The 18,723-nt window shown below is 65.8% G+C and carries 18 protein-coding genes; 7 read left to right on the forward strand and 11 right to left on the reverse strand.

Annotated features, from left to right (window positions below):
* Nucleotides 1-42 precede the first annotated feature (42 nt).
* Complete coding sequence (locus IPI67_37535) at nt 43-735, reverse strand: hypothetical protein (protein MBK7585876.1); 693 nt, start codon at nt 733-735, stop codon at nt 43-45.
* A gap of 27 nt (nt 736-762) precedes the next feature.
* Nucleotides 763-2,859, reverse strand: coding sequence for a right-handed parallel beta-helix repeat-containing protein (locus IPI67_37540; protein ID MBK7585877.1), 2,097 nt, complete (start codon nt 2,857-2,859; stop codon nt 763-765).
* Nucleotides 2,860-3,191: 332 nt separating this feature from the next.
* On the opposite strand from IPI67_37540, the gene IPI67_37545 reads away from it, so the two are divergent.
* On the forward strand, nt 3,192-3,557 hold the full coding sequence (locus IPI67_37545) for an antibiotic biosynthesis monooxygenase (protein MBK7585878.1): 366 nt from the start codon (nt 3,192-3,194) through the stop codon (nt 3,555-3,557).
* A 9-nt stretch (nt 3,558-3,566) separates the two neighbouring features.
* On the opposite strand, the gene IPI67_37550 is transcribed toward IPI67_37545, so the two are convergent.
* The gene (locus IPI67_37550; protein MBK7585879.1) at nt 3,567-4,298 is read right to left on the reverse strand and encodes a transcriptional regulator; all 732 of its coding nucleotides are present in this window, start codon (nt 4,296-4,298) and stop codon (nt 3,567-3,569) included.
* Between IPI67_37550 and IPI67_37555 the strand changes: the two genes are divergently transcribed.
* Nucleotides 4,297-5,061, forward strand: a complete 765-nt coding sequence (locus IPI67_37555) for a hypothetical protein (GenBank protein MBK7585880.1) — start codon at nt 4,297-4,299, stop codon at nt 5,059-5,061. The two genes, IPI67_37550 and IPI67_37555, sit on opposite strands and share 2 nt — an antisense overlap.
* Here the strand turns inward: IPI67_37555 and arsH are convergent.
* The 5 genes from arsH to IPI67_37580 all read right to left on the reverse strand — a co-directional run bounded on the left by arsH (nt 5,042) and on the right by IPI67_37580 (nt 8,919).
* Nucleotides 5,042-5,734: an arsenical resistance protein ArsH gene (gene arsH / locus IPI67_37560; GenBank protein ID MBK7585881.1), complete on the reverse strand. Its 693-nt coding sequence runs from the start codon at nt 5,732-5,734 to the stop codon at nt 5,042-5,044. The two genes, IPI67_37555 and arsH, sit on opposite strands and share 20 nt — an antisense overlap.
* Before the next feature lie 55 nt (nt 5,735-5,789).
* On the reverse strand, nt 5,790-6,515 hold the full coding sequence (locus IPI67_37565) for a hypothetical protein (GenBank protein ID MBK7585882.1): 726 nt from the start codon (nt 6,513-6,515) through the stop codon (nt 5,790-5,792).
* A gap of 2 nt (nt 6,516-6,517) precedes the next feature.
* Nucleotides 6,518-6,952, reverse strand: coding sequence for a hypothetical protein (locus tag IPI67_37570; GenBank protein MBK7585883.1), 435 nt, complete (start codon nt 6,950-6,952; stop codon nt 6,518-6,520).
* Between the two features lie 71 nt (nt 6,953-7,023).
* Nucleotides 7,024-7,614: a hypothetical protein gene (locus IPI67_37575; protein MBK7585884.1), complete on the reverse strand. Its 591-nt coding sequence runs from the start codon at nt 7,612-7,614 to the stop codon at nt 7,024-7,026.
* A gap of 102 nt (nt 7,615-7,716) precedes the next feature.
* Nucleotides 7,717-8,919 (reverse strand): hypothetical protein, encoded by a 1,203-nt coding sequence (locus IPI67_37580; protein ID MBK7585885.1) that lies wholly within the window; start codon nt 8,917-8,919, stop codon nt 7,717-7,719.
* 375 nt (nt 8,920-9,294) lie between these two features.
* On the opposite strand from IPI67_37580, the gene IPI67_37585 reads away from it, so the two are divergent.
* A complete protein-coding gene (locus IPI67_37585) occupies nt 9,295-11,478 on the forward strand; it encodes a hypothetical protein (protein MBK7585886.1) in 2,184 nt (727 codons plus the stop codon).
* 256 nt (nt 11,479-11,734) lie between these two features.
* Complete coding sequence (locus IPI67_37590; GenBank protein ID MBK7585887.1) at nt 11,735-12,694, forward strand: GGDEF domain-containing protein; 960 nt, start codon at nt 11,735-11,737, stop codon at nt 12,692-12,694.
* A 62-nt stretch (nt 12,695-12,756) separates the two neighbouring features.
* On the opposite strand, the gene IPI67_37595 is transcribed toward IPI67_37590, so the two are convergent.
* The 3 genes from IPI67_37595 to IPI67_37605 form a co-directional block, all read right to left on the reverse strand.
* Nucleotides 12,757-13,047: a hypothetical protein gene (locus tag IPI67_37595; GenBank protein MBK7585888.1), complete on the reverse strand. Its 291-nt coding sequence runs from the start codon at nt 13,045-13,047 to the stop codon at nt 12,757-12,759.
* Nucleotides 13,048-13,397: 350 nt separating this feature from the next.
* Complete coding sequence (locus IPI67_37600) at nt 13,398-14,267, reverse strand: putative metal-binding motif-containing protein (protein MBK7585889.1); 870 nt, start codon at nt 14,265-14,267, stop codon at nt 13,398-13,400.
* A 505-nt stretch (nt 14,268-14,772) separates the two neighbouring features.
* Nucleotides 14,773-15,393 carry a hypothetical protein gene (locus tag IPI67_37605; GenBank protein ID MBK7585890.1) on the reverse strand — a complete coding sequence of 207 codons (621 nt, stop codon included), beginning with the start codon at nt 15,391-15,393 and terminating at the stop codon, nt 14,773-14,775.
* 101 nt (nt 15,394-15,494) lie between these two features.
* Between IPI67_37605 and IPI67_37610 the strand changes: the two genes are divergently transcribed.
* Genes IPI67_37610 through IPI67_37620 form a run of 3 tightly spaced genes read left to right on the forward strand, consistent with a single transcriptional unit; the run spans nt 15,495 to nt 18,693 of the window.
* Nucleotides 15,495-16,631 (forward strand): hypothetical protein, encoded by a 1,137-nt coding sequence (locus tag IPI67_37610; protein ID MBK7585891.1) that lies wholly within the window; start codon nt 15,495-15,497, stop codon nt 16,629-16,631.
* On the forward strand, nt 16,631-17,974 hold the full coding sequence (locus IPI67_37615; GenBank protein MBK7585892.1) for a hypothetical protein: 1,344 nt from the start codon (nt 16,631-16,633) through the stop codon (nt 17,972-17,974). Before IPI67_37610 ends, IPI67_37615 begins: the two co-directional genes overlap by 1 nt.
* Entirely contained in the window at nt 17,974-18,693 is a 720-nt protein-coding gene (locus tag IPI67_37620) for a hypothetical protein (GenBank protein MBK7585893.1), read from the forward strand. The genes IPI67_37615 and IPI67_37620 overlap by 1 nt, the downstream gene beginning before the upstream one ends.
* Nucleotides 18,694-18,723: the final 30 nt, after the last annotated feature.

Genomic DNA, 18,723 nt, shown 5'->3' on the forward strand with positions numbered 1-18,723 from the left:
ACGAGCAGCGCAAGCCGATCGGTGTTCTAGGCGCGCGCGAGCTCAGTGCTCGACGATTGCCTCGATGAAGACGTCGCCGACGGGAAGCTTCGCCTCCGTGAAGGTGGTCCACTTGGTCGTCCACCCGACGTGATCGTCCGGGTGATCGAGCGTGTCGTCCGTCGTCGTGTAGAACGAACCGGCTCCCTGATCCAAGGCGAGCGGGGGTGGTTTCCACTCCACCGCGACCCACACCGCACCGGACTTGATCTCCGTGTCCGGCACGTCGATCTCCAGGAAGCCGTCCACCTGGTCCTTCGCGACGGGTTGCGGCGCCGCCGTGAAGAGGATGGTGTCCGTTGGCAGGGTTCCGTCGTCCCCGTAGCCACGCACGTCGAACGGGAGATCTTCACCGGCGGTGGGGTTGTAGACCCACAGCCGAACCTTGGTCAGCGTGGACGGGTAGGTCGTTGGGGTGAACCGCACCGCGATTTCGGACCTGTCGTTCAGATCCATCACCCACGGACTGAAGCTGCCCACCTGGGTTGCACCATGATGAGAGAGCGTCTCGCTGGTGGTTCCGGCGCTGCCACCCGTAGCACCTCCGGTGCCCGTGCCGCTGCTGCCACCTGCGCCGCTCGCGCCTCCCGTTGCGCCTCCAGTGCCGCCGGTGCCGTTCGAAGCCGGGTCGTCGTCACTTCCACAAGCCGTCACGCCGAGCAGTAGAACCAAGGTCAGTATGGAAATGGTTCGCATGTGGACCTCCTGGAAGTTCGAAACAATTCAAGCGCCGGGCTGGAACTCGTAGGCTCCCAGATCTGCACACGCGGCACCGCACGCAGGCCCGTTTGGCGTCGACGGATCGTCGACTCGGGGTTTCCCATCCAGGTCCGTGGCCGGGGCCAGCTTCCCGTCGGCCACGTCGATGCAGATCGAGCCGGCGCTCAGGTGAAGATTGCCTGCGGCGAGATCCACGAACGTGGGGTTCTTGTCGAGGTTGCCCGTGCCGGCGTGCCCGCCGCTGATGGCGGTATAGGTGACGGCCAGGGATTTCCCGCCGCTGTTGTCGATCTCGTTCGGCAGGTTGGCCCAGAGGATGCTGTTGACGATGCTGAGCTCCTCGGCGTTCACGACCGCGCCGCCGGCGTTTTCTGCCGTGTTCCCCGCAAGAGTGCAGTTGAGAAGCGAGAGCAGCCCTGCGCTGCCCGCTTCGATCGCGCCGCCGTTGGGCGCGGAGTTGGAGAAGAATGCGCTCGTCTGCAGCGAGACGCTCGCGCCCATTCCCATCGCCAGAGCACCCCCGAAGGTCCCGGTCTTGTTGCCGCCGAGCCAGCAGCCCGAGAACTCCGCACTGCCTGCGAGCTTGGTCACGGCGCCGCCCTGGGTTCCCGACGAATTCTCGGTGAACTTGCTGGTTTTGACGCTCAGCTTTCCGTCGTCTCCGTGGATGGCACCGCCGCTGGTTCCGGCCTTGCCGTTCTCGAAGACCGAATCGTCGATCTGAAGCTCGCTCTGACCGAACCAGATCGCGCCTCCGGCCTGGGCGATGGCCTCGTTGCCGGTGAACGTGCTCGCTTCGACGCTGACCGTGGCTTTCCAGGCGCTCAGAGCCCCACCGTAGTCGGCCTGGTTGCCGGTGAACGTGGCCCCCTTCACGGAGCTGGGGAGCGTACCGCCCAGCTTCAACGCCCCGCCGGACTCGGCAGCGACGTTCTTGGTGAACGTGTCGTTCAGCAGCGTGACAACACCCTCTGCAGCAAGCGCGCCCCCCTCCGCCCATTTGTCCTCGTCCGAGACCACCGCTTGGTTCTCCTCGAAGCTCGAGCCGGTGACCTTGGCGGAGCCGCCCGACACGTGAATCCCGCCGCCCGCGTGGGCCACGTTCTTCGTGAATGTCGAGTCGACCACGACGAGCTCGCTCGAGGTAGTCCCGATGCCACCACCGCTGCTCACCGCCGTGTTGTTCTCGAAGTGGGAGCTCTCCACCTCGGGCGCGCTCCCTGAGCTGCTCATGCCACCGCCGAACTTGGACGCGGCGTTTCCGTCGAACGTGCAGTCGGAGATGGTCGGGTTGCTGCCTGCGAAGTTCGCCATGCCCGCTCCGCTGGCACCCGCCTCGTTGTCGACGAACGAACAAGCCGTCACGGTCGGAGAGCTCCCGAAGTTCATCATCCCGGCGCCGTGCTCGCTCGCGTAGTTCGAGCGGAAGGAGCAGTTCTTCACGGTCGGGGAGCTGTTCAGGTTGCCCATCCCCGCGCCGTTACGATTGAGCTGCTCGAGGTCGTCATCGGCGCGGCCGCCGGTGATCGTGAACCCGTCGAGCAGGGCGTCGTCAGCGCCCGTGACCACGTGAAAGACGTGATTTGCGCCGTCCGGACCGTCCCGCCCGTCGAGGACCGTCTCGTTAGCCGAGAAATCGCGCGCGTCGAGTGAAGACTCGTTGCCGACGAATCCCCCGTAGACATCCACTCCCGCTCGCAGACGCACGGTGTTCAGGCGGCAGTTCTGATGGAGGTAGTGGCTGCCGCGTTTCACCCAGACCTGCCAGCGATCACAACTCGAGTTCGTGAGCGCGCCACAACGCGCGCGCTCGATGCCTTCGTTCAAGCTGCGAACCGCGCTCTTCCACGACCAGCCGTCGCCGGACGCCGTTGCCTCGCCGTCGACGTACTGAACACACTGACCTTCGGGGTAGGTGGCCTCACACTTTGCGGGATCGAAGCTGTCGTCCATGCTGCAAGTGGGCGTGCCACCCGTGCCGCCGGTGCCGCCGACCCCTCCGGTTCCGCCGGTTCCCGCGCTGTCATCGTCGCCACCACTACAGCCCAGTGCACTGAGTGCGACCACCAGGGTCAGCGGTCCAATCGAGAGCGAACGCATTGAGCACCTCCCGTGCCACGCGCACGCAATTAGTATGCCTTCAAATGATTCTGACCGCTTAGCGGGCCAGGCGGCGGCGCAGCGCTGAAAATCCTGCGGAAGTGTTTTTGGAAACGGCACTCCGTGCGGGCACCGCTGGTCTCAGCCGGCGCCCAAAGCTCCGCGGCGGTGGCGCGGCCCGTGTGCCGTGCTGGCGCAGCCTGGCGCGGGGGGCCAGTTTCGCGAGCGGGCGAGGGGAGCCGAAGCGCCTGCTCGGTCGAAGATCACGACCGATGGGCAGCCGCAATGGACGCGCCCTCTCCGTCATGCTCGGCTGCGCCCGGAGGCCGCTCTTGATCGTCGTCACCAATCGCATCCCTGTCGCCGAAGGACATGAAATCGATTTCGAGGATCGCTTTCGCAAGCGCGTGCATCTCGTCGACCAAGCGCCGGGCTTCGTGCGCAACGAAGTCCACCGGCCGAAGCCGATGAAATTCGACCACGAGGCGGGTGGCTTCGTGCCCGACCCCGAGAAACAGGGCCACTACGAGGTCAAGACCTGGTGGCGCCGCTTCGAGGACTTCGAAGCCTGGACCAAGAGCCCCGCCTTCGGCGAAGCGCACAAGAACCGCGCCCCGAAGGAGATGTTCGCGGGGCCGAGTGTGCTCGAGGTGCACGAGGTCTTCCTCAGCACGGATCTCGCGGAGCTCGACGGCTGAGCGGCCCGCTCAACGCAGTGTCGCGCGCGCCCCCAGCGTGGCGGGGTTCTTCGACGGCGGGAACGCCCGCAGTAACTCGCGAAAAGCGCGGCGTGAGCCCTCGACCTGGAGGTGTCCCGAGGCTTCGAGCGCGGCGGGGGAGCGCTGCAAGAACAAGAGAGCGAAGATCGTGTCGACGCTGCCGCGAAGCGTGACCTGCGCGCCAGCGGGGTCACCTTCGGTGATGCGCACGCGGTCCGGGCTCACTTCGATGTCGAAACCACGCTCCCCGGCCCAGAGCGCGACCCGAAGCTGCATGTTCCCGATGTAGCGGCGTTTCATCGACAGTAGCGCCCAGCCAATGTCCACGCGGTCGTCGGGTCGCGGCTGGTCGAGATATCGACCGCCAAAGCGTGCCAGCTCCATCAGAGCGGGCTCGAGCGCCGCTCCAGTTTCGGACAAACCGTACACCGTTGCTCCGCTCGGTTTGCCCAGCTTGCGTTTTGCGATCAGGCCTTCGTGCTCCAGGCTCTTCAGGCGCTGCGCGAGCAGGTTGGTGGTGATGCCCGGCAGCTCATCGAGCAAATCGGAATAGCGACGTGGCCCGAGCAGCAGGTTCCGGACGATGAGCAACGTCCAGCGCTCGCCCAGCACGTCCAGCGCCCGCGCTAGCCCGCAGAACTGGTGATAAGAGCGCCGCGGCGTCGAGGCTTTAGTTTTGGCACTTGCCACTATTAAAAAATAAAGTATAGCTCTTGGCATGTCGAGTCAATTCGCCCTCGCCCCGGCCCCTGCGCTGGTGTTGTTCGGCATTCCGGCCCTGGCGGTGGCGATGGCGGTGTTGTTCGTGCTCGGGGTCCGTCACGCGGCCCAGTTGGGTGGAGCCACGCCAGCGGTTACCCGTCGGCAGGTGGGCCTGGCCTCGCTTGGCGTTGCTACGTGGATGGCGCTGACGGCGGCGGCGGCTCTCTCTGGCCAGCTCCAGCGCTTCGATCTGCGCCCTCCGCCGATGGTCGTCATGTTGCTGCTCATCCTGGGCGGTGGCGTAGCCCTTGGCCTGTCGCGCGTCGGCAAGCTCTTCGCCACGTTGCCGCTCTGGCTGCTGGTCGGAGCGCAGGGCCTGCGGTTCCCGCTCGAGCTCGTGATGCACGAAGCCGCGCGCAGCGGCGTCATGCCGGTGCAGATGTCCTTTTCGGGGTACAACTTCGACATCGTGACGGGAGCCGGCGCGCTCTTCTTGGCGGCGTTCCTGAAGCGCGGAGACGTCCCGCGCGCAGTGGTCGTCTTCTGGAACGTACTCGGCCTGTGCGCGCTCAGCGTGATCGCCGTGGTTGCCCTGGCAACGTCGCCCATGCTGCGCGCCTTCGGCGATGGGTCGCTGAATACCTGGGTGTTGTTCTTCCCGTACGTGTGGCTCCCCGCCGTCATGGTGACCGCTGCCGTTGCGGGGCACGTGGTGGTGTTTCGCCACCTGGCCCAGCGGCGTTCGGCGCCGGCCCCCGCGCTCAAAGACTTCGCTGGTTGACGCGTTTCGACAGCTCTTCGGCGCTCTCTTTGCGCTCGCTGTAGCGGTCCGTGAGGTACCCGCTTCGGTCTCGCAGCAGCAGCGTAAATTTCATCAGCTCCTCCATGACGTCGACGATTCGGTCATAATACGCCGAGGGTTTCATGCGACCGTCGTCCTCGAACTCCAGAAACGCCTTGGGCACCGACGACTGGTTGGGGATGGTGAACATGCGCATCCAGCGTCCGAGAATTCGGAGCTGATTGACCGCGTTGAAGCTCTGCGAGCCGCCGCACACTTGCATGAGCGCGAGGGTCTTGCCTTGTGTGGGGCGCACCGCTCCCAGGGCCAGAGGGATCCAGTCGATCTGCGCTTTCATCACGCCGGTCATGGCGCCGTGCCGCTCGGGCGTGGACCAGACCATCCCTTCTGACCAGGTCGCGAGCTGCCTGAGCTCGGCGACCTTCGGGTGGCTTGCGTCCGCGTCGTCCGGCAGCGGTAGACCGCTCGGATCGAACGTGCGCGTTTCGGCGCCGAGCCGGCGGAGAATGCGCACCGCTTCTTCGCCTGCCAGACGACTGTAGGAGCGCTTTCGCAGTGACCCAGAGAGCAGCAATATGCGCGGCGGGTGTGTGCTCGGCGCGCCGCCGAACAGCTTGTTGTCGTCGATGGGCTGAAAGGAGTCTTCGGCCAGGTTCGGCCAGGTATCACTCGGGTGGGGCACGTGGCTCTCCGTTGCTGGGCCTGCTCTAGTCCGGAGTCCCGCTCGAGTCCCGCTCCAGCAGCAGCCGCTCTTCGACCACACTCTGGACGTTCTTGACCAGGTCGCGCTTCGACTCGTCTTTCCAGTCCGACTCTGGCTTGCCCTCGAACCACTTGAGCTCGTCGGAGTTGGTGATGCCCAAGAGGTAACGCCCGACGATTTCGCCGCTCGCGAGGTCGAAGAGCAGCAGATCGCCATCCAGCTGCCCCGGCTCGAAGGTCTTGGTCGCCATCTTGACGACCGGCAAGATGATCCGGCGCGAGCGCACCACCGCGACGTGCTCCCAATTCAGGCACTCGTCGAAGTATTTCAGGTCATCGTCCTTTGGTTCCGCCTTGTCCAGGGCGTAGCCACACAGCGAGAGTGTGGTGTTGTCGAGATCGATCTCTCCGGTAGCGGGTTCGTAGTGGACGTTGTCCAGCCACTTCTCCCCGATCACGATGAACTTTTCCTTGTCGAGCTTGGTCTTCAAAGGCCGCTCTTTGCGCACCTTGGGCTCGGACTTGGCCTTCAGCGCCATGGCAGCGAGTTTGTCGATGCGCGCTTTCATCTTGGGTTTGAGCTCGCTCGCCCGGGCCGCAGTGGTCGACACCGTGGGCGGGCTGGGGCTGGTGTCGGGCGGCGGTTTCTTCTTGCACGCCAGGAGCGGCAGGAGGACCAGCGCCGCAGTGGCGACGAGCTCCCGAGCGGAGCGACACGGCATTTCACGCATGCTCACTCGATCTTCACTCCCTTCCGCCACTCGGCCCACCACACGTCGACCTCGGCCTGGTCGTAGGGCCCCATGTCTTCTTTCACGTCCTTCCAGAACTGTAGGTCGCAGCGCTGGGACATGACGGCTGCGCTCGAGACCGGCGCCGGGTTCCCGGAGGCGGATGGCGACGACGAAACAGACGCGGCGGCTGCCGGGGCGGGGCGGCTGCTAGCCGAAGCGGACGGGGGGCTCGCCGAAACAGACGGAGCGGAAATGAGCATCTTGCGGAGCTTCTCGCAGCGCACGAACTCTTCGCGATGTTTTTCGAACACCTGCAGCGCCTCTTCACGGTTCTTGTGGCGCGGAGCCGTCTCTTGCGGTGGCGGCGCTTTGTCCTTGCAGCCGAGCGGGACGGTCAAGAGCAGGAGCAGGGGGAGTCTCGTGAAATTGTTCAACCTTCGAGCGCCTTTCGATCGGAGCTTCTAGCGTCCGCGGAGGGCTGTCAATTCTGGGCTCGGTCTCGGCTCTACGGGTACTCGCGCTCGTTACCTTCCGCGTCGGCGATGACGATGCGGTAGCCGTCGACCTGATCCCACGCGCTCGCGGCCAGGGCGCAGGCAGCGGCGACCGTCTCGACGGGCTCACCCTCGTCCACCAGGATGTGAAGCTCCACTACGTCGCTTCCCATCTCGAAGCCCAGCACGTCCGCCACGCTCCCGATGTTTCGCTCGAGCGCCTCCGTGAAGTCATCGAGCGCGCGAGTGCTCGGCTTCTTGGTCGTGGTCGTGAAACAGAGCTTGAGTATGGTTCCGGAATCGTCGTCGTCGTCGCCGGCCGACACTCCGTCGAAGCGACCCTGATACTCCGCGAGCGCCGCGTCGAACTGGCTCTTCACGACCGGCGTGAGGGTCTGCGACCCGCGTCCGGCGGCGAAGAACCCGGGCCGAACCTGCTGCGCTCGGCCCTCGTGGATCAACGACGCCAGGCTCTCGTTTAGCTCATCCAGCGTGAGCACCAGACGCTGCCGCGCGTCGACGGCCCGCAAGATGTCGGAGATACCGACCGGGTCTGCGGGGCGCGAGCCGCGGAGCGCTGCGAAGACATCTTCATCGTACATGGGCTGCCTCGAACGCGTGCGCGGCTGCCCACATGATGCGTCGGATCCCCAGGCAGCGCGCCGCGCGCCTGATTCTCCACGTGTGAGTCGCCGTTCGCTTCGTCACTTCGGAACGTTGACCGTCGCACAGCCGAACAAAACGTCAATCAGTGCGCTCGAATCGGCCTGGATGGCCGAGCAGGTTGCCGGGCACACCAGCACCTTCTTCGGGCTCACGTTGTCGTCGTAGTACCAGCCGCCGGCGGCGGTGCAGTCCGCGGCCTTGTCCACGTGAAAAATGGGCTGTGCGGTCCCCGTGCCGCCGGCCGTGTAGTTCACGTTGACCATGTTCGGGTTGAAGGTCTGGCCAGCCGGCGCGGGCGGGATGTCCCAGGCGCAGTCGACGGTCTTGTTCGACACCACGGCCTGCGACATGGCGGTAAAGACGGGGCTGAAGTTCTGGTTGTTGCCGCACAGATCGCCAGTGACACCCTTGGTCTGGTTGACGAGATCTTTGTAGACGTTGCCTGTCGCCGCGCAGGCCAGGAACACGCCGCAGCTCCCCGTGCAGTAGATGCCGAAGACCTTCCACTCGTCGAACCACCCGGGGTCGAGGCCATTGACCGACTGGGTGAACGCCGCGGCAGAGTTGTTCGGGCCATCCTTGGCCTCGTCATCGCTGAGCACGACGAAGTACTTCACCGAGTTCTGGCGCAGAGTCTTCTTGTAGGTCGGGTACGTCTCGATGAGCTTGTTCAGCGCGTTGTTGCTGCCGACGCTGACCTCGACGTGCTGATAGAGCGGCGGTTTCGAGCCGCCTGGACAGGCTCCGGTGCCAAGCGGCGGATCCATGCATACGCCCGGGTCCGGGTTGAAGATCGAACCATCAGTCGGGTTGCCGGGTTTCGCGATCAGCACGATGTGCACGTCGATGCCGCTCTGGACAATGGCGTTGGCGAACGTGTTCATGTTCGCTTCGACTTGCTGCAGTTCGCCCACCATGCTGTCGGAGGTGTCGAGCGCCCAGATGATGTCGACCGGGCGCAGCTTGTTGTCGGCGGTCTGCGACACCGAGTTGCAGACCTGCCCGTCGGTGAGTCCGCCGCCGCCGCCGCCGAGGCCGCTGTCCAGGTTGATGCCCCCGCCGGTCCCGGAGTTGCCACCGTTGCCACCGGCGCCCGTGCCCGAACCGCCGGCTCCGCCGGCCCCGCCCCCGCCCGCGCCCGCCGCCGAGTCGCCGCCCGAGCTCGCAGAGCAGGAGCCGAGCAAGACACTGCAGCCGAAACCGAATGCGATCGCTGTGAGGAACCTCGACCGAAGTTGCATCTGCATCCCCTCTGCCTGTCTAGACGCCCCGCCCAGGGAGAGCTTGCGACTTTCCGCGGGCCCGGGCAAATCGGGTCCGGTGGCGCGCGGGCTCGTGGTCCGCAAATTCTCGCGGCTCTGCGCCGGTTTTGCGTCGTCCGTCGTTGCCGGCCCACCAGGTGGCCTTTGCTTCGGGAGCGCGCGCATCCGGTGCAGCCTGCCACGCACGCGCAGCAAGCTGGCTGACTTCACCGCCGTCGGGCAGCGACGCGCTGCGAAGCGCACGTGGGCCCGCACTCGCCAGCGCCACGGCGGGTGGCGACCTCGCGCACATCATGGAAGTATCGAGCCTGGCGGGCCGTATCACGGCGTGCCCGTGCTGTTCTGGAGGTTGTCATGAAAGTGTCGTTTGCTCGTGTCTCCGCCGCTGCCCTGCTGGCTGCAGTCGCAGGTTGTTCTTCAGGAGGAGATAGCGGTGAAGGGGGCGGCAGCGACAAAACGGGCACGCTTGTTCCGCCGGGCAAAGCCGACAACTACTTCAGCACCAACGCGCAGGAGTACACGGTCACCGGTACGACCATCGCCAGCATCGAGCCCGACTGCCTCGCCCGCCACGCCGGTGAGCCGGACGCCCAGAAGGTGTGCTCGCTCGAGTCGATCACCCTCAAGAACTTCTCCATCGCCTGGTTCTTGAATCAGTACGTGATCGCCAAGCACGACGCGGCCAACGAAGACTGGGGTGGTTTCACCGCCATGACTCGTCCCGAGAGTTACGAAGCTCTCGAGGTGTCTGCGCCAGATCAGGACGGGAAGTTCAGCTATCGTTTCACGAGTGAGCTCTCGGGCCCGCTCGACCTCTTGAAACAGATCCCGACCCAGGCTTGTGGCGAGGACAAGTGTTTCACCCTCGACGTGCCGGTGTTGCCGAATTCGACGCTGGGCCAGCTGACGACCGGCAGTGAGTGGTACCGCAAGGCACCGTTCAACGCCTACAAACCCGAGACCTACACCGGCGAGAAAGAAACGCTCGAGCTCACCATCAAACCCTACCCACGCTCGAACGACGCCTACCTCGAGTACGCGAAGCTGTTTGCTCCCGATCAGCTGGCCAAGGCGGGCGGCGCGCTCCGCGTCGGCATCTACGTCGGCTGGGACTACAACGACGGGCGTTTCGATCTGCAGACTGCCAAAGAGCTCTACCGTTGGCTCACCCAGGACGAGGGGTTCAAGAGCCCGGTCGGCAGCTACGACGAGCTGAAGCTCGATTCCGGGGAGTTCACGAAGACCATCAAGGTGAACGGGAAAGAGCTGCCCGTTGCCGTGCTCTTGGTTCACCCGGGCCAGGGCGACCCCACCAACGAGACATTTGCAGGTCAGCTGAAGGCTTCGATGATCAAGGCCTTTGGTGAGCGGCAGATCGTGATCTACGAGGGCCACGCTGGGCCGCTGTACGGGTTCTCGCTCTCGGACTGGAACAAGACCGTCACGGGTGAGCTCGACGATACCGAGCTGCCGGGTCTCAGCATTCCGGAGAATTTCTACCAGGTCGTGCTCGCGAGCGGCTGCGACACTTACATGGTGGCCGATTCGCTGTACCAGAACCCGGTCAAACAAGGGCGCATGGATCTGGACGTGATCACGACCACCAGCTTCTCGAACGCCGCCGGTAAGGGACGCACCAGCAAGGTCCTGCTCGACGCGGTGATGAACCAGGACAACGCAGGTCAGCTGAAGCCGAAGATGTTCGGCGAGATCCTGCGCAACCTGAACAACGAGTACTGGATGACGCCCCTCTACGGCGTACACGGAATCGACGACAACCCGCGGGTAAACCCGTTCGCGGACTTCTCGAAGCTGTGTGAGCCCTGCGCGGCGGCGAGTGAGTGCGGCGGCTTCGACACCCAGTGTGTGGACTACGGCGGCGGCAGCAAGCACTGCGCCACCAAGTGCGAGAGCAATAACGACTGCCCGACGGGCTACAACTGCTTCGACATCCGCTTCAGCGACACCATCACTACGAAGGCGTGCGCGCCGAAGACGCTGGCCTGCGGTGCGCAGCCGCCCGCAGCGCCCGTCGTCTGGATCAACGAAATCCACTACGACAACGCGGGCACGGATGTGGGTGAAGGCGTCGAGATCGCGGGCACGGCCGGTGCCGACCTCACCGGTTTCAGCCTGGCGCTCTACAACGGCAAGGCCGGACAGCTCCGCACGTACAAGAGTGTCTCACTCGAGGGCAAACTGCCGAGCCAGCAAGGTGGTTTTGGTGTCGTCTGGCTGCCGATCGCGGGTCTGCAAAACGGCGGCGCCGATGGCGTCGGCGAGCCGGACGGTGTCGCGCTGGTCGATGCCCAGGGCAAGGTCGTACAGTTCCTGTCCTACGAGGGGGCGTTCACGCCGACGAACGGCCCCGCCGTTGGCCTTGCCTCGACGGACATTGGTGTCTCGCAACCGTCGACGTCGGCGGTCGGCACATCGCTCTCGCTCACCGGTCCGGGACACGAGTTCGTTGCGTTCAGCTGGAACGCGACCGCCATGGCAAGTCCGGGACAACCGAATCCGGGTCAGACGCTCGAGTGACGCGCGAATGAGCGCGCGCTGACCGCAGAACTTGCACTCTTCGCAGGGTCTGTCCGGACGCGGTGCATTCGAGCGGCCGTTGCCAACTGCGACAGGACGTGTCGCACGAAGTTGCACCGTTCGCGAAGCGTAAAGTGCCCTTGCGGCCTACGCCGACGCGCCCCATTCTAATGCGGCTCGTGACCCGGCGGGGGGAAGCGATCCCGCAACTACTCAGTCGCAGCAACGACGCGCTTCGGCGCGGGCAGGTGTTCAGATGAGGGACGACACACGCAAGACTTCGGCCGGTGGCCGGCGCGAGCCATCGCGGGTGCACAGAGGTGATCCGGATGAAGTTCCCACGCTGACCGAAGCCCTTGGCAACGCCGACGCGGATCGTCCGGCACGGGACCACCCGTCGCTCACCCTCATGAGCGGAGACGACACAGGTAAGCTGGTCCGTATCGGCGACGGGGAGCTGAGCGTTGGCCGTGGCGCCGACGCGGACCTCCGGCTGACCGAAGAGTCGGTTTCGCTGCGGCATGCGAGGTTCTTCCGCATCGATGAGCAAGTCTATGTCCAGGACCTTCAGAGCCGGAATGGCACCTGGGTCGGCGGCAAGCGAATCGAGTCCCCGCTTCGGCTGCAGGACGGCGATCACGTCAGAATCGGGTCGGACAGCGAGCTCATGTTCAATCTCAAGTCGGCAGCCGAAGAAGAGGCAGCGGAACAGCTCTACGAGTCCGCGGTTCGAGATCCGACCAGCGGAGCCTACAATCGTCGCCACTTCGAGCATCGGTTTGAAGCGGAGCGCGCGCTGGCGCAGCGGCGCGGGTATCCCTTCGTGCTCTTATTGCTGGACATCGACGAATTCAAGGCGATGAACGACGCCCACGGGCACGTGTTCGGCGACGTGGTGTTGCGAATCGTGACCTCCAACGTACAGCGCCTGCTCAGACCGGAGGACACTCTGGTGCGCTTCGGTGGCGATGAGTTCGTCGTGTTCTGTCGCGACATGACCCTGCGGAACGGTCTGATCCTCGCCGAGCGCATCCGGATGAGCGTCGACCGGCTCCCGCTCTCCGTGCGCGGGAACGACGTGCATGTCACGGTTAGCGTGGGTGTTGCGGCGGCAGGAAACGACGATGCTGCCTGGGACTCCTTGCTCGAGTCCGCCGACCACGCCCTGTACGCCGCGAAACACGCGGGCCGCAACCTGGTTTCTCGCGCTGGGTGAAGGGCCCGTCGTGCGGCAGCCTTGCCGTGTGTCACGGCTCGATGCGTGCGTGTCGACAGCGCTCAGCGCAGCTGCCTGCGCTCGGCTTTCTCGCGTTCGGCTCGCGCGGCGCGGCGCGCCGCTGCCCAGGGCTCCGGGCTCGCGATGACACACTCGAGGTACCCATTTTCGTCGAACGCTCTCGGTGAGAATTTCCCAGCCGGTTTGTTGTTGTAGGTGAAACACTCGCGATGGTGTTTGTCGAAGCGTGCGTCACATTCGGCCTCCGACCCGAGCCGGGCGATGCAGCCGGGCATCGCTCCCCGCACGGCCGCGCGATCTTCGGCCCGCTTGCGCCACCAGACGACGGTCATCACGATGCACACCGCCAGCACTGCCCCGACGACAGCTCGTACAACCCTGTCCGTTTCACCGCGTGCGCCCACGCCGGCAGCATACCGAACCGCGGTCGCGCTGGGGCGCTCGTCGATCCGACCGGTGGGGAGCAAGCGTTCTCCGTAGCTGGGATGAACAACGGCGGCTCTATCGCCGCGCGTCGGCGCTGCGTATCGCGGCCTGCGAGCACGGAAGTTGGGCAGCCTGTCGGGCGGCTTCCTCCGCAATCCCGTGACGGCGCGCGTGCGGAGCGCCGCCAAACGGGCAGCCCCCCCTCGCGCGCGCGTGCGACGTGGACTCAGCCCGGCGGCGTGCGCGCAAGGACGGGTCAACCGTGTCGCCGTGCGGTCCTGCCGGGGGGAGCCCGCCGATGCCGGGCGCAGCGCCCGCTTGGAGTCTTGTTGGCCGGCGTCGAGCGCGTGCAAAACTTAACCCCGAGGCTACAACTCGTGTAGGTGGAGGCTGCTCCGCACGCGGGAACGGCGCCGGTATAGCCGGCGGTTCCCGAGCAGTAGCAGAACACCCCACTGCACTGATAGGTGCAGGTCGCGCTCGTGGAGACGTACCCCACGGTGTAGCGTTTCTCCTCGTTCCCGTCGCAGTTGTAGTCGTAGTCGACCGCAGTGGTTGCACCGGGAATGGGTTTCGTGCTCCAGGCCGCGTTGCTCTCCGCCGTCGTCATGGGATGCACCGCAGCGTTGGTGTCGAAACAGTCCGTGGCGCCGGGGCCGGGGGCCTTGGCCGTCCAGCCGCCTCCGGGGCAGGTCGGCGGTGCGGTCGCCGGGGCGGTGCAGCCCTGGACGCCCGTCGCGCCTCCGGGGGGGAAGGTGTCTTTGTCGCAATCCGGGTACCAGAGGGGCGCGATCTCGTCCGTCTTGCCGTCGCAGTTGTTGTCCTTGCTGTCACACAGCTCAGCCGCGCCCGTGTAGATGGTCTTGTCGTTGTCGTTGCAGTCATCACCACAACTACCGAGGCTCGTGGCGGCGTGACCGTCGCCGTCCTGGTCGATCAGCGAGTACTGGCAGCCGCTGGTCTTGTCGCACTCGTTCTTGGTGCAGTCGTTCTTGTCGTCGCAGCTGAGTGGCGTGCCGGACTGGCAGGTCTTGGTCGTCGGGTTGCACGTCTCCTTGCCTGTGCAGACATCGTTGTCGTCGCAGTCGGCGTCGTCCTTGCACGTTGCACGACACTCGCCGCCCATGCAGTTGTAACTGACGCCGGAGTCGGCCACGCCGCCGTCCGCGACGAGCGCACAGGGCGTGCCGTCGGCCAGGTTGGTTCCGGCCTTGCACACGTTGCCTGCACAGGTCTCGCTGCCGTTGCAGGCGAGCCCGTCGTCGCACTCGGCCGCTCCCGAGCAGGTCTTGCCGCCGTCGCTCGAGCCACCCGTGCCGGCCGTGCCGCCGGTGCCGGCGCTCGCGTCGCTGCCGGCCGCACCGCCGCTGCCGCTGCTACCGCCCGTCGCGCTGCTGCCACCGGTGTTTGCCCCGCCGCTCCCCGCCGCGGATCCGCCGGTACCGCCCGTCGAGTTCGAGAAGGTTCGATCGTCTCCGCCCCCGCAGGCGATGGGGAACATTGCGAAGACACCGAGAGCTAGAGCACTACGGGCGATATTACGAAGCATGAGCCGTCCCTTCTCGAAAAGCAGGACATACCATGACACAACCTGTCGGGCGTGTGCACCTCCAGCGGATTTCCGCTGTGGTTTAGGTGTAGCAGCCGACCTTCGCGCAGACTCGGTGCCCGTCCTGGACAGTGCATGCCTCGTTGTTCGGGCAATCGGTGGAGGACGCACACTCGTCGCTGCCCTTCTGACAGGTGAACACGATGAACCCACAGGCTGGCATCGTGTCGACGGACCCGCAGAGGTTGCCTGCGCCGCAGTCGGCGTCCGTCGCGCACCTCGCTTCGTAGCAAGAGCCCATCACGCCATCACATGCGCAGAGGTTGCCTGCGCCGCAATCAGAGTCCTTCGTGCAGCCCGTGACACACTCACATGCGCCGGGGGGCACGAAATTGCAGTAGCTGTTGGGTGTGCCGGCGCAGTCCGCGTCCGTGGTGCAGCCGGAGGGCCCGCCGCTGTTGTTGCAGGAGTAGTCGGCCCTCGGCACGGCGGTCTGGCATTCGACGGCTGCAGTTCGATGCGACCAGTGACCCTCGCAGGTCACCATGCCGCTGTCGTAGGCGTTGTTCGCGGGAGTGGGGTTCTTGCATGCATAGCTCGACGGTTGGTCGTCGGACGAGGACGAGCCACAGGCACTGACCGCCAGGCCGAGCGCAAGCACACAGCCGAGCCATCGAGTCGAGGTTCTTAGGAGCGATTGCATGCAGTCTCCGGAAGCAAGGCGCATTCCTGCGAGTCTGGCACAGAGTGGCGCGCGGGGCTCGGCGGCGGGACCCGTATCGCTTATGCTGCGGCGGCTCCTTCATGCGCGCCGCCAAGCTCTTCTTCGCAGCATCGTGCACCTCGCTGGCTGCCTGCGGATTCCTCTTGGGTCGCAATGGCTTGGTGACCTTGGAGAAGGCGGAGGTTCGCAGCATGGGGGTCGACATCCGCCGCGATCAGAAGACGATCTGTCCGCGCGAGCCGGTGCAGGTGGCGGTGTTTGCCGATGTGGTGCTCGAGGGTGAGCAGAAGCTCGAGAAGCTCGAGACTTGGCGAGCTGGCAGCCCAAGGCAGAGGAATCTCGACTTCGCAGAGTTCACATTTCAGAGTGACGCCGGCCGGTTCGATGAAAACGGGTGGCTGTCGCCCAACAGAAATCTGCTCGCGACGGTCGCCCGCGAGTTTCACATCAAGACGGTGTTCCGTCGGCGTCCGGACAAGTTCACTTTCATCACGAACTACAAACCCGACTACGACTGCATCAAACAAGCGGGACGCGACGGTGCACCGGGAAGTTCGGGCTCCCTGGGAGCGCAGGGCTCGAGCGGTAGCCCCGGTAGTGCTGGGCTCACCACGACGAAGACCGTGCCGGCTACCTCGCCGGGTGGCTTCTCGACCACGAGGACGGAACAGGGCCCGGGCGGCGCGGGCGGCAATGGCTCACCCGGTGGGCCGGGTGGCAATGGAACCCCCGGCGGGCCGGGGGCTCGCTTCGCAGTGTACCTGACGCTGGTGAAGACGCCGTTTTACGACAAGCTCGTGGCCGCGCGCATCGTCGGCGACATCGACGACTTTTTGTTATTTCCGCCCGAGCGCGCCCTGCTCTTGCACGCGAACGGAGGCCCGGGTGGCAGCGGTGGGCCCGGAGGTCAGGGAGGAGCGGGCGGGCCCGGCGGCAGCGGAAGTCCGCCGGGGGCTCAAGGACAGCGCGGGACAGATGGCCCGGGTGGAAGCGGTGGCAGGGGAGGACCGGGCGGCAGCATCGACATCTTCTTCGACGGCAGGTTCGAGGAGGAGCTCTCCACTGCCATCAACGCGCAGGCCAACGCCGGGCGGGGCGGCCCGGGCGGCGCGGGGGGCGGAGCGATGGGCTCGCCAGGCGCACGAGGTCGGGTGACTCGCACCCCCGCGGACGTTCACGAGCGCTTCGCGGCGCTCGATGGAGTGACGGTGCTCTGATGCTCACGCGCCGCGCCTTCGTGCAAGCACTGAGTGTGGTCTCGGTATCCGCGGCCGCGTGCACTCGGCCGGCGAAGACGCCGCTCTCACACCTCCGGGGTGAGCAGTGGGTTGCCGGTGTGTACGAGCTGCATGCTCAACGGTACCTCGACGTGCAGATGGGCGCAGAGACCTCCAGCCACGGGGTGTATCGGGTGCTCGCGCAAAAAGGAGTGTCCGCGCTTGGAGGGTTGCAGGCTCGCGAGGTCCCATTCTTCGTGCGGGTCAGCCCCGCGACGAATGCATTCGAGATCGACCGAACGATCCCTGACCGCCTCACGTTCAGCGCGGAGATGACGGAGCAGGACCGCCTGACTGCCACCGCGGCGTGGAACAAGGCGCGGGAGCACATCCATACCGACTACTTCGAGATCCACCGCTTGAACTGGTCCTTGACGACCCTGCTGCAGCAGCTCGTTCGCATTCACTCGGCCATGGAGCAGGCGGAGATCGAAGAGTTCAAGATCGTCCGCGAGCTCGGCGAGCTACGCGGGGGTGCGCCGACGCCGTATCAGCTGCCAGAGCGCGTGACCCGCGACGACTACGACAGCGTGCTGCTCTTGTTGCTCGCCCGGTTGGAGGGCGATCGCCGTCGGTTGGGGGTCATCGAGGCCTCGATTGCGGCGGTGGGCCTGTGCGCGCGGTCGACGGATGCGGGTTCGGGCAGCCTGTCGGCGAACATCCATCAGGTGATGTTGTCGGTGATTCACGACGCGGACGCAACGACGCCGGTCTCGCCGAAGTTTCCGCAAGTCGACACGACCCGACGCGAGCGTCTCGCGCTCGGCAAACAGCTGGCGGCTGGCATCGAGGCGAGCCCCGAGTACCTGGCCTGGAAAAAACACGAGGAGACCGCTGCGCTCGAGCAGATAGGGGTCCTCTTCACTGCCATCGACGCGGTCACGCACCTCCCGACGTCAGCGCTGTTCCACGCCGTGATCGACATCTGGCGAGGCGAGGGGGACTACCTCACTTACCTCGAGGCCCTCGCCAACATCGTGCCCGGCGGCGGGGAGCTGTCGAAGACGGTCACCCAGGGTATCGAGACGACACGGCGGGTCCGCGGTGTCGTGCGCAAGGTCCGCGCGGCGGGCTCGCGCGAGCGCATCCAGGCGGAGGTGTTGGGCGAGGCCCGCGCGCTGCTCAACACTTCGACCGAGTTTGGGCGGGCGCGCGTCGGGAAGCAGCTTGCGTTTTTTGCCGACCAGACAGAGCTGTCCCAGGTGCGTGAGAAGATTGCCGCCACGGAGCTCTTGACCGCGCCGATGCCGGAGATCCCGGGGCTGCGCCCCGCGGCGAAGTGATGGCGATCGCTCGCCGAGGACCGTCGGCTGCCGGCCCGAGCTCGATGTTGGGCGCGGGCGTCGTGATGTTCGCGTTGGGCTCGAACGCGATGGCCCAGCCCGCGGTCCACCCCGAGCCTCCGCCGGCTCGCGGGGACGTGGCGACCGAGGTCCCGGGTGTCGTTGAACTGTCACAGCCTCAACCACTCGTGATCGCCAGCGGGGAAGTCACTCCCCCTGCCGACGTACCGCCGTATGTCCCGCCGCCCTTCGACGCCTGGCATGATGGAGTCGCCGTTGGCGTCGCGTTCGGTGCGATCTGGGTGCGGGGCATCGACCGCGGTTACTACGGGCGTGTCGAGGCCGGCGGCTACGACATCCAGCGGCGGCGCGGCGGCCTGATCGCCGGCATGTTGATGGGCGTCGAGGGTTGGGCCGCGCCCGCGTCCGGTGACCGGCTGAATTGGGGAGGGGGCCTGCCCGTGATCTTCTACGGGGGGCTCCAGTCCGACGCGGCGTTTGGTGTGCTCGGACTTGGGTTCGACGTGGCGCTCGTGGATCGCATCGAACAGGAAACGGGTGTTGGTTTCTTCGCGCCCGAGGCCGCGGCCAACGTCGGCCTGGATCTCGAAGGAGTGCGGTTCCTGGTCGACGCGCGCGCCAGTTATCGCTGGCAATTCAGCGCGCCGGACCGCGCCGCAGTCCGGTTGGGTGGTGCCATTCAGCTGACCACGGACTAACTGCGCTCGGGGTCGAGGCGCGAGTTGACT

Source organism: Myxococcales bacterium (assembly GCA_016706225.1).
In the GTDB taxonomy this organism is placed as follows: Bacteria; Myxococcota_A; Polyangia; order Polyangiales; family Polyangiaceae; genus JADJKB01.

Coding starts and splice junctions, on each gene's coding strand:
- IPI67_37565 (MBK7585882.1), bottom strand. CDS start 6,515: ATGCGTGAAATGCCGTGTCGCTCCGCTCGGGAGCTCGTCGCCACTGCG.
- IPI67_37620 (MBK7585893.1), top strand. CDS start 17,974: ATGGCGATCGCTCGCCGAGGACCGTCGGCTGCCGGCCCGAGCTCGATG.
- IPI67_37605 (MBK7585890.1), bottom strand. CDS start 15,393: ATGCAATCGCTCCTAAGAACCTCGACTCGATGGCTCGGCTGTGTGCTT.
- IPI67_37600 (MBK7585889.1), bottom strand. CDS start 14,267: ATGGGCGGCGAGTGTCGTGCAACGTGCAAGGACGACGCCGACTGCGAC.
- IPI67_37555 (MBK7585880.1), top strand. CDS start 4,297: ATGTCGAGTCAATTCGCCCTCGCCCCGGCCCCTGCGCTGGTGTTGTTC.
- IPI67_37550 (MBK7585879.1), bottom strand. CDS start 4,298: ATGCCAAGAGCTATACTTTATTTTTTAATAGTGGCAAGTGCCAAAACT.
- IPI67_37590 (MBK7585887.1), top strand. CDS start 11,735: ATGAGGGACGACACACGCAAGACTTCGGCCGGTGGCCGGCGCGAGCCA.
- IPI67_37595 (MBK7585888.1), bottom strand. CDS start 13,047: ATGACCGTCGTCTGGTGGCGCAAGCGGGCCGAAGATCGCGCGGCCGTG.
- IPI67_37575 (MBK7585884.1), bottom strand. CDS start 7,614: ATGTACGATGAAGATGTCTTCGCAGCGCTCCGCGGCTCGCGCCCCGCA.
- IPI67_37540 (MBK7585877.1), bottom strand. CDS start 2,859: ATGCGTTCGCTCTCGATTGGACCGCTGACCCTGGTGGTCGCACTCAGT.
- IPI67_37585 (MBK7585886.1), top strand. CDS start 9,295: ATGAAAGTGTCGTTTGCTCGTGTCTCCGCCGCTGCCCTGCTGGCTGCA.
- IPI67_37535 (MBK7585876.1), bottom strand. CDS start 735: ATGCGAACCATTTCCATACTGACCTTGGTTCTACTGCTCGGCGTGACG.
- IPI67_37610 (MBK7585891.1), top strand. CDS start 15,495: ATGCGCGCCGCCAAGCTCTTCTTCGCAGCATCGTGCACCTCGCTGGCT.
- IPI67_37580 (MBK7585885.1), bottom strand. CDS start 8,919: ATGCAACTTCGGTCGAGGTTCCTCACAGCGATCGCATTCGGTTTCGGC.
- IPI67_37615 (MBK7585892.1), top strand. CDS start 16,631: ATGCTCACGCGCCGCGCCTTCGTGCAAGCACTGAGTGTGGTCTCGGTA.